At 53.1% G+C, this 13,432-nt stretch carries 10 protein-coding genes and 2 pseudogenes; 9 read left to right on the top strand and 3 right to left on the bottom strand.

Features of this window, described 5'->3' with window-relative positions; translation table 11 throughout:
- Positions 1 to 58: 58 nt before the first annotated feature.
- The 4 genes from LKE90_RS08515 to LKE90_RS08500 all read left to right on the top strand — a co-directional run bounded on the left by LKE90_RS08515 (position 59) and on the right by LKE90_RS08500 (position 3,831).
- On the top strand, positions 59 to 1,900 hold the full coding sequence (locus LKE90_RS08515) for a Hint domain-containing protein (protein WP_291501435.1): 1,842 nt from the start codon (positions 59 to 61) through the stop codon (positions 1,898 to 1,900).
- Between the two features lie 62 nt (positions 1,901 to 1,962).
- Entirely contained in the window at positions 1,963 to 2,529 is a 567-nt protein-coding gene (locus LKE90_RS08510) for a helix-turn-helix domain-containing protein (protein WP_291501434.1), read from the top strand.
- A 139-nt stretch (positions 2,530 to 2,668) separates the two neighbouring features.
- Positions 2,669 to 3,301, top strand: coding sequence for a helix-turn-helix domain-containing protein (locus LKE90_RS08505; RefSeq protein WP_291501433.1), 633 nt, complete (start codon positions 2,669 to 2,671; stop codon positions 3,299 to 3,301).
- Positions 3,298 to 3,831, top strand: coding sequence for a hypothetical protein (locus tag LKE90_RS08500; protein ID WP_291501432.1), 534 nt, complete (start codon positions 3,298 to 3,300; stop codon positions 3,829 to 3,831). Before LKE90_RS08505 ends, LKE90_RS08500 begins: the two co-directional genes overlap by 4 nt.
- A 6-nt stretch (positions 3,832 to 3,837) precedes the next feature.
- Here LKE90_RS08500 and LKE90_RS08495 read toward each other — a convergent pair.
- The 3 genes and pseudogenes from LKE90_RS08495 to LKE90_RS08485 form a co-directional block, all read right to left on the bottom strand.
- Positions 3,838 to 4,026 (bottom strand): annotated as a pseudogene (locus LKE90_RS08495) (transposase); the annotation flags it as partial.
- A 142-nt stretch (positions 4,027 to 4,168) separates the two neighbouring features.
- Positions 4,169 to 4,806: pseudogene (locus LKE90_RS08490) on the bottom strand (IS5 family transposase); the annotation flags it as partial.
- Between the two features lie 136 nt (positions 4,807 to 4,942).
- Positions 4,943 to 5,836 carry a LysR family transcriptional regulator gene (locus LKE90_RS08485; RefSeq protein ID WP_291501431.1) on the bottom strand — a complete coding sequence of 298 codons (894 nt, stop codon included), beginning with the start codon at positions 5,834 to 5,836 and terminating at the stop codon, positions 4,943 to 4,945.
- 232 nt (positions 5,837 to 6,068) lie between these two features.
- Here LKE90_RS08485 and LKE90_RS08480 point away from each other — a divergent pair, with 232 nt between their 5' ends.
- From LKE90_RS08480 to LKE90_RS08460, 5 genes are all read left to right on the top strand, one after another.
- The gene (locus tag LKE90_RS08480; RefSeq protein ID WP_291501430.1) at positions 6,069 to 6,770 is read left to right on the top strand and encodes an isochorismatase family protein; all 702 of its coding nucleotides are present in this window, start codon (positions 6,069 to 6,071) and stop codon (positions 6,768 to 6,770) included.
- Positions 6,771 to 6,851: 81 nt separating this feature from the next.
- Positions 6,852 to 8,930, top strand: a complete 2,079-nt coding sequence (locus LKE90_RS08475; protein ID WP_291501429.1) for a hydantoinase/oxoprolinase family protein — start codon at positions 6,852 to 6,854, stop codon at positions 8,928 to 8,930.
- Positions 8,927 to 10,723: a hydantoinase B/oxoprolinase family protein gene (locus LKE90_RS08470; protein WP_291501428.1), complete on the top strand. Its 1,797-nt coding sequence runs from the start codon at positions 8,927 to 8,929 to the stop codon at positions 10,721 to 10,723. Before LKE90_RS08475 ends, LKE90_RS08470 begins: the two co-directional genes overlap by 4 nt.
- A 32-nt stretch (positions 10,724 to 10,755) precedes the next feature.
- Positions 10,756 to 12,123 (top strand): purine-cytosine permease family protein, encoded by a 1,368-nt coding sequence (locus LKE90_RS08465; RefSeq protein ID WP_291501427.1) that lies wholly within the window; start codon positions 10,756 to 10,758, stop codon positions 12,121 to 12,123.
- Positions 12,116 to 13,387: a cytosine deaminase gene (locus LKE90_RS08460; protein WP_291501426.1), complete on the top strand. Its 1,272-nt coding sequence runs from the start codon at positions 12,116 to 12,118 to the stop codon at positions 13,385 to 13,387. Before LKE90_RS08465 ends, LKE90_RS08460 begins: the two co-directional genes overlap by 8 nt.
- Positions 13,388 to 13,432 lie beyond the last annotated feature (45 nt).

Genomic DNA, 13,432 nt, shown 5'->3' with positions numbered 1-13,432 from the left:
TTTTTGCGCAAATCAAGGGTTGCGCATGATGCGTAGCGAAATATGAAGGAGTTTTATTATGGCTTCCTATACTGATCAGGCATCTGGCTTAACATACACAGTAAATCAATCTGATTTGCTTGGTTTGTTTTATAATGTTGTTATTTCTGATTCATCTGGAAATACAATAAAATCTCTTTCAAGCGTTCCTGTGGGGAATATTATTACAGGTAGTGGCAGTAGCCTTAGCTTGGTAAGCATTCTCACAGGAACTTATGTCAGTGTTCCAGGATCAACGGGAAATATAAATATCGCAATTAATGCCCTTAGTGGTTTAAATTTTTATATTGGTGGAGATACCACTGTTAGCCTTGGTGTTTCTGCTATCACTGGATTAACTCTCAATGTTTATGGCGGAGATCTGACTTTCTCATCAGGTATTGTTGCAAGTGCTCTTTCTGGTAGCACAATCAATATTGGCTATGGCGGTACATATTCCTCAGGAAGTAATCTTGCGAGCATTCTCAATGGTTCAACAGTCAATTTCACCACTGGCGGCGGGACGTTAATCCTTAATGCCGGCGGAAGCCTTCTGGATCTTAGTTCAACATCAATCACAGGCTATGATCCCAGCAAAGATACTATTGAACTTGAAAATACGACTGCAACAATTTCAGGATATATTGTTTCAGGTTCTGGCAGTAGCCGCACGGTAACACTTGTTGGCACTGATGGGAAAACAATTGCGACCTATACAGCAACACTGGCGTCTGGTGTTACTCTGGCAGATGGCGTTTATAGTACCAGCACGACAGATACCACTTCCAATCCTCTCAAAATTACATATCACGATGGCAACACTTATATCGGTGCCTGCTTCCTGCCTGGGACATTGATCCGGACCCCGTCTGGAGAGGTCTTGATTGAGGATGTGCGGATTGGCGACACGGTTTCCGTTTTTAACTGGCGCAATGGTGTGGAAACCCAGCGCGAGGTGACGTGGGTTGGCAGCCAGAAGATGGTTGTCCGTTCAGGGTTGCCTGACGATGAGGCGGGCTACCCGGTCCGCGTCCTGAAGGACGCGATTTCTGACGGTGTTCCCTACAAGGACATGCTGATCACACCTGAACATTGCCTGTTCTTTGAGGATAAATTTGTTCCTGTGCGCATGCTGGTGAATGGACGGTCGATCTTCTACGATCGGACGATCACGAGCTACAGCTTCTACCATGTCGAGACGCAAGAGCACTCCGTCATCTGGGCGGACGGGATGCTGACGGAAAGTTATCTCGACACCGGCAACAGGGCATCTTTCAGACAGCACGGCAATCTGGTGATCCTCGCCGGAGCACAGGGCAAATCCTGGGGCGAGGACGGGGGGGCGCCGCTTGGCGTCACCTGTGATTTCGTGGAGCCGCTGTTCCGTTCGATCGAAAGCCGCGCGGAAGCCGGACAGATCGAACGGAAGGATGCCGCGCCGGTTCTCACGGACGAGACGGACATCCATCTCGTCACGGAGACGGGAGCTGTCATCCGCAAGGCGCGCGAGCATGACGGCAGCGTCATGTTCATGATCCCCGCGTCCGTCAGAAACGTAAGGATCGTGTCCAACGCCAGCCGTCCCAGCGACGTGTTCGGTCCGTTCGTTGACGATCGCCGTCGTCTTGGTGTGGCCATCGGCGACATCACGCTGTTCGAAAGCAGACGGACGGTGCCTGTCACCAGTCATCTTACAGTCAGTGACCTGACGGGCTGGCACGGGCTGGAAGGAGAAAGCTGCCGCTGGACGACGGGCGACGCCCTGCTGCCGCTGGGCGAGCGTCCCCCTGCTGGTGTGGCCATGCTGACCCTTCAGCTTGTGGCGGCAGGTCCTTACCTCGTGTCCGACACGGACGGTCAGACCCTGCAGCAGTCGGTCTGATTACGGCCTGTCCCGTTCCCTTCGGGGGAACGGGACGGACTGTATCTGTTAGAAAAACAGCTATGACATCACATATTATTCTTCAGTCCGGGCAGATATGGATGCCGCATGAGGGTGCCGGACAGCTCCCGCGCCGGATCGTCGATCTCCCTGAAGGCATGCTGGCCTATCAGACCGTGTCGATACCCTCACAAACCGTCAGGGGCAAAGGTTATCTGGTCAGCCAGTCGACATTCCGCCGATGGATGCGCCTTCACAATGCGGCGTTGCATGCCGAAGGCGAGGGCAGGGCCGCACCGGCTGCGGAACTGGCGCAGAAGATCGTCACATTGCGCAGAAGTGCCGGCGTCACTCAGGAAGAGATGGCCAGAGCGCTGGGGATAAGCCGCTCCGCAGTGGCGGCGATGGAGACGGGACGCACCAGCAGGGCGCATCTGCATCTTCCCCGACTGGCGGCGCTGTTTCAGGTGCCCGTGGATTTCTTCCTCACCGGTATGGTCGAGGAGAACGTGACCATGACGCTGGGCGCGGACGAGGCTGATCTTGTCGATCTTTACAGGCGTCTTTCGCCGGAACTGAAAATCACCGTCCAGAAATACGTGGAACGGCAGACAAGAAAGATTTCCTGATCATGGAGACTATCGAGAGACCGCAAGAAGGTGGTCGGCCCAGCCCGGATGACGGTCGGCCGTTCAGAGGGATTGTTTTCGCGGGGCTTATCAGTCTGGTCATCTGGACGATATTTTTCTGCGTATTGAGAAAACTCTGATGAGTGCGGCCATTCATCTGGAAGCCGGGCAGGTCTGGGGAGCCGGACGGATGAAGATGAGGCGCAGGACAATCGTCCTCGTCGCGGGTCATACCGTGCTCTTTCAGGTTGAGGGCGAGGAGAATAGCAGCGCGCCGAGTAATTCGGGGATTCATGCATTCCATGAGTGGATTCGTGGCAATGGCGCGGTGTTGCTGGGAACGGAGGCAACTCCCCATTCCGACAAAATTTCCGACAGGATCGTTGGTCAACGCCTGCGGGCTGCCCGGGTGAGCGCGCGACTGTCGCAAGACGAAGTTGCAGTTCAGGCGGGGATTTCCCGCACGGCGATCGCGTTATGGGAAGGGGGACGCCGAGGCTGCTCGCTGAAACGTCTGGGCGATGTCGCAGACGTTCTCGATATTGCGCTGTGGGATCTGTTCCGGGAGGAAGACGAGCCCGCGTCTCTCCCTGCCTCGGACGAAACAGAGCAGAGACTGCTGGCCCTGTTCCGGAGAGTGGATATTTCTTCACGCTCGGAGGTTCTGAGATGGCTTGAGGTGCGGGTTGGGGCGACAGCCATGCGGCCGCAGAGACCCGATCCGATCGTGGAGCGCCTGCGGCAGATTACCGGCCCGGCGGAGCCTGTATGAGTGTGACGCGTCACAGGACGGCAACGTCGATCGTCGGGGATTTTGTTGATCCGGACCATCTTGAGCCTGAGGCTGTAAGATCCCTGCTGGTGAACCCTCTGCCCGGGAGGAGGGGAGCTCCTCTGTATCAGGCGGAGGTCGTGTTCCATGACGGCACGACATATCCTCTTGCAGCGCCAGAAGAAAATCTCGATGTCCGGCGATACTGCCAGCGCCTGTCCGTTCTGTATGACTGGCCGGTGCATGACGGAATGCAGACTGGCATGCCCTGTCCGTCCGTGACGGGCGAGGTCTCGTCACCGCAGCTCAGTCAGGGAGAGCGCGAGGCGATGCGGCGGATCGGACGCGAGATCGCTGACGGTCTGGAGGCCGGCAGCATTCCGTTCGGGCGGGCGGTCGAGCAGGCGGCCGACCGGCTTGCGGCGTTTGTCGCCCTCTCTGTTGTCGAGGGAGGGCTCGACAGCGACGCTGCAAAGGAGGCCGCCATCGAAGCCCTCAACGAAACCATACAAAAACTTCTCAAAAAATAATCAGACCCTTCTTTCATAGCGGATGGTGAGGCGGCGAAAACGGGGTACCCACGCGAAGGTGTGCTCGACGACCCAGCGATGTTTTCCGAGATGGGTACTGCTTTCAATACCTTTTTTGGCGACCCTGTGCCTGATCCTGATCCCGCGGCTGGAGCATGCCTGTCGGCAGCGTCGATAATTATAGCCTTTGTCGGCGAGGATCTATGCCAGCCAGACGGATGCGGCGGCGCGCGTGATGTCATGGTTGCGGCATTGACGCGCTGGAGGCGCAGATTGCGGTGGTCTCCGCTGTGGCGATGATTCCTGTCAGCGGCCTTTCGATGCATGGGCTCTGGCTTATGCGGTTGCGGCGTTTGTATTTTCGCTTGTCGTATTTGATCGGTTTTCCGCGAGATTTCCGTTCTGGAATGCAGGGCCTGATCTCTTTTTTTCCAGAGCATCCTGGAACCAGTCAGCATCGTAACCTCGATCCGCCAGCAACCACTGTGCCATGAGAAGGCTTTCCAGAAGAGCAGAGGTCCGGTGTAATCACTGACCTGTCCGGCTGTCATGAAGAAACTCAGCGGTCGTCCGTTCTGATCGGTGACCGCATGCAGCGTGGCGTTCATACCGCCTTTGGTGCGACCGATCAGGCGGCCTGGATCCGCTTTTTTAACCGCAGGCTGGAAGCCGTGCGGTGTGCTTTGAGATAGGTCGCGTCAATCATAATCGCCTGAGGCTCGGCTTCGCGGCAGACAGGTCATCCATCATCCGCATGAAAATGCCCATGTCGCCCCAACGCTTTCAACGGTAGTAGAGCGTCTTGTGCGGACCGTATTCCCGGGGCGCATCACGCCAACGCAAGCCATTGCAGTTCACGAAAATGATGCCGCTCAGCACGCGGCAGTCATCAACGCGAGGTTTGCCGGGGCTCTTGGGAAAGAATGGCCGCAGACGCTCCATCTGTTCATCCGTCAGCCAAAACAAGTCGCTCATCTTCAGTCTCTTCACAAAGCGTGAATCAGATTTCCGCAATTAAATCAATGGGTCCTGAGCCTAAGTAATAAATACAGATATCATATCTCCAATAACCGTATAAATGGAAATATATTGTCGGGGTCAAATCACTGATTCATAAATCTGTGTCTTTAATGAGTGATAGAAACTTATGAATATGCGAGGAATGAGTAGTCCTACTCCATGCGATTTGAATCTCGATCCCCTGCGAAAGTCCAGTGATCGGTACGGAGACAAGTGATGAAGGAATGGCGTGTTTCATGCATTCGGGCAGAATAGTTACTCCACATCCTGCAGAGACCATACCAAAAATGGCCGTGATATTTGATATCTTCCACACGATCTCAAGAGATACGTTGCTTTCTCTCAATAAACTTTCAATTTTCCATCGATAAAAACTCCATTCGTCGTCATCGCCCATAATGAATTTTAACGAATTAATGGTTGATGCCGGAACGAAAGGCCTGTTTGCTAAAGAGGAGGCAGCAGGTACGATGAGAAAAAGATCTTCCTGTCGTAATGTGACAAAATCAATATCCTGATTCTGAATCGGACCAATAGTATAGCCAATGTCGATTTCATTTCGTGAAAGCTGAATCTGTTGAAGTTGACTTGGAACATAAAGTAAAGATATCAGGACATCAGGGAAAGATTCGCGAAAGGCTTTTACTGCTCTTGGCAATAAATCCACTCCCGCAAAATTCATGTAACCAATCGAAAGATGTCCATAAAGTCCTTCTGAAACTGACCGTGCCCTTTTGATCGAGGACATGTAGCGGTCGATAACACTGCAGTTTGCTTCCAGAAAATACAGCCCGGCGTCCGTAAGACGAACGTTATGCGTGGAACGCACAAGAAGTTGCACACCCACCTGATTTTCCAACTTTTGGATACGTCGTGTCAGTGCTGATTGGTCAATGTTCAGACGTGCAGCGGCTCGCCTAAAACTTAATTCTTCAGCCACCACGATAAATGTATCGAGTAAACCGATGCTTTCCGCTCGCGCCACGATTTCTGCCTTTCCTGAACGGGGCAATAGGGATGCGGATCGTCCATGTCGCCTTCAGGCTACGACAGTTGGGAACCCATCGGCAAGTGGTGATGCATTTCGCGCAAGAAAGGGTGTTCATTTGCCAATTCCCTGTAGCTTTCGCTCTGTGCATGTTGTTCTGGTATCGCAATGACACCGCCACGATAACGTGGGCGTAGTGCTGGATGTCTCTCGATTAAGGATGGCTCTGATGGCCCTTGATGCAAAAGAACTGGATCGTCTGCTTGAGCAGGCTTTTAACGAAGGTACACGTCTTTATCAGGAACGCGGCTTCCAGCGTCGGGTCGGGTTCGGTTCACGACCGGCTCTCGTAAGCGTCGACTTGGCAAATGCCTGGACGCGTCCAGGTAATCCCTTCACCTGCGATCAGGAAAAGATGGACGGTGAAATCATTCCGGGCATGCAGAAGCTGCTTCGGACGTTCCGTGCTCACAAACTGCCAGTGGTGCACGTTACAACGGCATACGAAATTACGGATCGCAATGCTTCTCTGACTGACATGGGTCTCTGGCATGACAAAATTCCGGTAGATGTCGTCAATCTGAAAGATCGAGATCTGTGGGCAATCGATAGTCGTATTGCTCCGGTCGAGGGTGAATACACTCTGCTGAAAAAGCGGGCTTCAGCTTTCCATGGAACAGAGTTGGCTGGAATTCTGCGGGCGGCCGGCGTTGATACAATCTTGGTCACAGGTGTGACTGCCTGCGCTTGTGTTCGCACGACGATTTGTGATGGGCTTGCTGACGGTTTCCGGACAATTGCTGTCAAGGAATGTATTGGTGATCGGGTGCCAGGCGCCGTCGCGTGGAATCTTTTCGATATCGATGCAAAATTCGCTGACGTTCATACAGTTGATGAATGTGTAGAAAAAATTGCGGCTCTCGCGGGCTGAGTAGGCCCGTCAGAGCAATGTGAGCATACATCGGTTCTGTTGCCGGTTCAGACTGTGACGTAACACAAGGGAAGAGACAGAATGGCTCGGATTGGGGTCGATGTGGGGGGCACTAACACGGATCTGGTGCTCGAATGTCATCAGGGCGTATTCTACCATAAACTGCCAACCACACTTGAAGATCAGTCAATTGGTGTGATCGAGGGAATTCTGACTCTCTGCGAAAAGGCCGGCATCAGTGTGGAGGAGGTGGAAACACTCCTCCACGGAACGACGACAGCAACCAACATCACGATTGAACACAACGGTGCCGAATGCGGAATGCTGACAACAGACGGATTCCGCGACATCCTTCATATTGGCCGTCACAAGCGGCCACATAACTTTTCGCTGCATTTTGATGTGCCGTGGCAGTCACGGCCTCTCGTGCGGCGACGTAACCGTATTCCTATAATGGAAAGAATTTCGCCTCCTACAGGAGAAATTGAAATCCCTCTGGATGAGGCTGCCGTAAGGGAAGCCTGCGCTCTGTTCCGCAAGCGTGGGATCAGGGCCGTAGTGATTGGATTCCTTTTTTCCTTTCTCAATGACGCGCATGAAGTGCGTGCCCGCGAGATCGTGCTTGAGGAAATGCCAGACGTATTCGTATCAATTTCGTCAGAAATTTCGAATGCAATGAGAGAATATGAGCGTTTTTCGACGGCTGCGATGAACAGCTATGTCGGCCCCCCCACGTCGTTCTATCTTCGACGTCTTCAGAAAGGGCTTGAGGCAGCCAATATCAAGGCACGCCTCCGCATCATGCAGTCGAACGGCGGTGTGGCATCGGTTGAAGCCTGCTGCGAGCGGCCGGTGAACATTCTCATGTCAGGTCCGGCTGGCGGGGTGATGGGTGGCCTCTGGGAAGGCGCTGCCGCTGATGTTTCCAATATCATTACCGTCGATATCGGCGGCACGTCGGCTGATATTGCCGCCATCGTCAATGGTGAAGTGAAGGTCAAGAACCCTCGTGATACAGAGGTCGGGGGCTACCCTGTCATGGCCCCAATGATCGATCTTGTGACGATCGGTGCTGGCGGCGGTTCTATCGCAAGAGTGGATGAATTCGGTGCGTTTCATGTTGGGCCCACTTCAGCAGGGTCAATGCCTGGTCCAGCGTGTTATGGGCGCGGCGGGGCGGAGCCTACTGTTACCGATGCCCATATCGTTCTTGGTCGGCTTGATCCGGACAAGGCGCTGGATGGGCGTCTCGCGCTTCACCGCGATCTCGCAGAAAAAGCAATTCTTGAAAAAATTTCGCAACCCCTAGGTATTTCTGTTCAGGAAGCAGCATTGGGCATTATTCGCGTTATTGATAACAATATGGCGTTGGCTATTCGCTCCACGACTGTTGCCCGCGGACTTGATCCCCGCGAATTCGCCGTCATGCCATTTGGCGGCGCTGGTCCACTGCATGGCGTTGCGTTGGCGGAAGCTGTCGGCGCTCCAGAAGTGATCGTGCCAGTAGCGCCCGGCATTACAGCCGCTGTCGGACTGCTCAGGACCGGTGTGCAGTATGAGCATGTCGAGTCAGCACTGGTTATGCTTCCTACCCAGTCTGCGGATGTTATCGAACATCTTGAAAGTGCTGCGGAGCGTTTGAAGATCAATCTGCTGAATGATCTTTCTTCTTTGGGTGAGGAAGAAGAGACTTACGATATTACACTCTTTGCGGAATGCCGTTATGCGGGGCAAGGGTTTGAGTTACGTGTTCCGCTGGAAAGCGACACAATCTCACTGGATAGTACAGGAAATCTTCTGAAAGATTTCCATGCGATTCATCATCGTGACTACGGCTATTCTTATCCTGATGCCCCTGTTGAGGTCGTATCACTCCGGGCTAGGGGGAAGATCCCGCAACGGCAGGAGGAAGCGAAAGAATTACCACTTGCTGATGAACAGGGAATTGAACGGGCCTTTCTCTACTTAAAACAGACTGTTTTCGATAACGGCCAAACCCTAGATACACCGCGTTATAACCGGACACTGTTATACCGTGGCGAACAGGTGCGTGGACCCGCCCTGTTGATTCAGCAAGATGCGACAACGCTTGTACCTCCCGGATACACTGCAGAGGTACTGCCGCGTGGTGGTACGCGCCTAAAAAGATGTGCGATATGAGCGGAGATCAGATCATGGAAAAAGCATCCGAAAATGGTGATCTGGATCCCATTCTTCTGCAAGTGATCCGCGGCGCATTTGAGACAATAGCCAATGAAATGGCGCACGTTCTCCATCGCATGTCCTTTTCTTCGATCATTCGAGAAAGTGAAGATCTTGGCGCAGGTCTTTTTGATTCACAGTTCAATACCCTCTGTGAATCGGAATCGACACCGATGCATATCGGCTCCATTCCAGCTTATTTGAGAGGTATCCAAGATACGCTGGAGGATGGTGAGTGGTATGAAGGGGATATCGTTGTACACAATCACCCTTATCACGGCTCTTCACACAGCCCCGACCTTGCGATCGTCATGCCGATTTTCCATGAGGGACGACTGATCGGATTTGCCGCCAACACAGCGCATCACGTCGATATCGGCGCGGCGACGCCAGGTCTGATCATTGATGTTCCGGATGTATTCGCAGAGGGAATGCTTTTCGCTGGAAACAAGCTGTATCGTAAAGGGCAGCCGAACAAGGCATTGTGGAATTTTATTCGTAATAACTCCCGCGCTGCACAGCATCTTGTCGCTGATATCGAAGCGCAAATTGCCTCGGTCCGTCTTGGAAAGACCCGTTTTCTGGAGCTTGTTGAGAAATATTCGGAAAAGACCGTGCTGGCTGCCTCTGCGCAACTCATGGATTATGCCGAGCGCATGATGCGGCAGAAGATTGCCGCCATTCCTGATGGTGAGTATGCCGCAAAGGGATATTTGGATGACGACGGTCGCAACCGTGGTCATCAACTTCCAGTCGTGGTGACTGTCCGTGTGACCGGAGACAGTCTGGAAGTGGACCTTACCGGATCGGCTTCTCAAACACCGACAGCCTATAATGTCCCCTTTGAGGGTTCGACGAAAGTGGCAGTCTATGCTGCTTTTCGAAAGTTGCTGCTGGATAGTGCGTGTCGGGATGTGCCTGTTCCATCCAATGAAGGTTCGTTCCGGCCTATTACGGTTACGGCCCCGCTCGGGTCCATCTACAATCCGGTCTTTCCAGCCTCGGCGGAAGCCCGATTTACCCAGTGCAACAGGCTGATCGATCTGATCCTACGTGCTCTTGCGCCTGTGATGCCAGAGCAGGTAATTGCGGGATCATCAGCGTCGATTTCGTTCGCAGCGTATTCCGGACTGAAAGATGATGGAAACTATTGGGTCTTTCTTGAGGTAAATGAAGGAGCATATGGTGGCCGTCCTAAATCGGATGGTCCGGACTCAATCGATAATCTCATGGCCAATACGAGAAACAATCCGATCGAGGATCTCGCCATGCACCTTCCCATGCGTTGCGAGCGCTATGAGCTGCGTGATGATGTTCTTCCGGGTGCGGGAGAATTTCGTGGTGGAATTGGTGTGGTCAAGTCGCAAAAGATGCTGTCAGACGGATTCATCACGCATGAATCGGAACGTCATACAGATGCTCCTTGGGGGTTGTTTGCGGGACATGATGGTGCTGTTGGCCGATGCACGATCACGTCATTGCAGGATAACAAAACACGTGACATGCCATCAAAGTTTTCAGGAGAGATCGTCAAGTCCGGCGACATGATGACCTATTTCAGTCCCAATGGGGGCGGCTACGGGAATCCTCTGAAACGCAGCCCAGCCAAGGTACTGGACGACGTGCTTGATGGCTTTTGCTCTGTGGACGTGGCTCATGATGTTTATGGGGTCGTGCTGGATCTCGAATGTGAGGTGGTGGATGAATCTGCCACGCGCGCCCGACGCCAATTCATGATGTCTTCTACTTAACAAATAAAAATACAATCAAGGAATGTTCGAGGATGCGTGTAGAACAAGGGGGGGCGGCGACCGTCCTGGAGCGGGTGCCGCCTCATCTTCAGACCACCACCCCTGAAAAGATTTTCTGGAGCCATTTTTCACCCAATCTCGCTCCTGCCGCTTGGGTAATTGGAACACTTGTCGTGTTTCTCGGTCTCTCCGGCTGGGCCGGTTTCTGGGTGTTGGTGATCGGCAACCTGTTGGGTTCATTGCCGGTGGCCTTATGTGCGGTCATGGGTCCGCGTACAGGCCTGCCGCAGATGGAGGCTTCACGCTTTGCGCTGGGCACAACCGGCAAACGTTTGCCTTCGCTGATCAACTGGATCAACTGCGTGGGGTGGGATGCCGTCAACAACGTACCTTCGGCTCTGGCTTTCATACTGCTGTTGAAAATGGCCGGACTGAATACACCATTCTGGCTTGCATTAGGCGTCTTGGCTACTGCGCAACTTCTTGCCAGTCTCGGTGGACATGATCTGGTTCAGGTGATCGAAAAATATCTCGGATGGGTCTTACTGACAGCATTTGCCATCGTGGGTTGCATGGCTATCTCACATGCAGGTGTGGCTCCTTCTTCAGCCTCGGCCGCGACACTCAGTTTTGCTTCCGTGACCATCGCGTTGGGTGCTGTCAGCAGCTTCAATATGGGATGGACAGCCTATGCGTCCGATTATACGCGCTATGTGCCGGAGAACACATCGTCGAAAACTGTTTTCCTGCTGACCTTTCTTGGAACATTCATGTCCTCTTTCATCATGGAACTGTTCGGTCTTCTGACCGGCGCCGCCATAAAGGATCCTTCACCGGGAGCGGTGATTGATGCACTTAATCAATGGTCAGGCCCTTTTGCGCCGGTGGCTCTTGCTGCTGTTGCGTTCTCGTCGATTGCAATCAACGCGGCCAATGACAATACGGCGTCTTATGCCCTGATTTCAGCAGGTGTGCGTGTCAATCGTATGCTCAGCGTGGCTGTCACCGCAGGAACGGCCTACATTCTTGCCGTGATGGGAGAAGGTTCTTTTGTTTCACTATATGAAAACTATCTGTTGCTGGCGCTCTACTGGATTGCTCCCTGGTGCGGCATTGTCTTGGCGGACTGGTATTGCCGTCCTACCCGTGCGCGATCAATGCGGATGCTGACCAAAGAGGGATGGACATCTTCGGCCTCACTCTTTGTGCTGATCACCATTCTGACAATCGCACTTTTCTCATCCACTCCGATTTATGTTGGCCCGGTTGCGCAATTTATGGATGGAGCTGACCTTGGCTATCTGGTGGGCTTTGTCTTGGGAGGTCTTGGTCAAGTCCTGATTTTGCGCCAGCGTCACGGCGTAGACACGCTTTTCGAGAAGGACCAGTTCCATGCTTGATCTGATTATTCGCAACGCCACTCTTCCAGATGGCCGTAATGTCGACATCGGAGTGCGGGACGGTCTGATCGCAGTGATGGAACCTGAGTTGAAAGGCGATGCCGGACAGGAAATCGACGCACAATTCTATCTTGTGTCACCTCCTTTCGTGGATAGCCATTTTCATCTTGATTATACATTGACGTCGAAACTGGCGCCTCCCAACCAAAGCGGCACGCTGTTCGAAGGTATCCGCAACTGGCGCTCGATCAAATCATCCCTGACTGAGCAAGGAATTTACGAGCGCGCACGCCGGCTTTGTGAGAAATCACTAACAAAGGGCACGTTCGCTATTCGGAGCCATGTCGATATTGGCGACCCCGAATTTAAGGGAGTGCGTGCGCTCCTGAATCTCCGTGAAGATATGAAGCCGTGGATGACAATCCAACTTGTAGCGTTTCCGCAGGATGGTTTTTTCCGCAAGCCTGACGCAGAAAAGCTGCTCAAGCAGGCATTGGATATGGGGCTCGACGTCGTCGGTGGGATCCCTCATTACGAGCGGTCCCGGAGCGAAGGCGACAGAAGCATTCATGAACTGTTCCGTCTTGCTGCAAACAACGGTCTGCTCGTCGACATGCATTGCGACGAAAATGATGACCCAGAATCCCGTCATATAGAAACCATGGCTGCTTGTAGCGTCGAGTTTTCCTTGCAGGGGCGTGTGACGGGCTCACATCTGACGTCCATGCATTCGATGGACAATGCCTATGCCGACAAGCTGATTTCGCTGATGGCGGAATCAGGAGTGGCGGCGATCGCCAATCCTTTGGTGAATATGACGTTGCAGGGGCGCTTCGACACCTATCCTCGTCGTCGGGGCATGACCCGTATTCCTGAACTCCTGGCTGCAGGTATTCCTGTGGGACTCGGCCATGATTGCGTGATGGATCCCTGGTACGGCCTTGGCAGTCACGACATGCTTGAAGTGGCTTCCATGGCAGTCCATGGTGCACATATGACCGGTGCCGACCAGATTTCGGCTTGTTTTGCGGGGATCACGACACTACCAGCACGGATTATGCATTTGGACAATTATGGTCTGGAAGTCGGCAAAGACGCCGATCTTATCATTCTTCAGGCACGCTCAATTATGGATGCTATTCGTCTCCGTTCGGAACGACTGTACGTGCTGCGAAAAGGTCTAGTGATTTCAACCTCTTCTCCTTCTGTGTCGACATTATACCTCGGCGATGAGAAGACAATCGATGCGGCGAGCGGCTGGTAATTAGAGCAATTCCACTGAACTCTGAATCGAGAGATGACACTGAAG

The organism is Acetobacter sp. (assembly GCF_022483985.1).
In the GTDB taxonomy this organism is placed as follows: Bacteria; Pseudomonadota; Alphaproteobacteria; order Acetobacterales; family Acetobacteraceae; genus Acetobacter.
The sequence above is the reverse complement of the archived record's forward strand: the minus strand, read 5'-3'. Positions and strand labels throughout refer to the sequence as shown.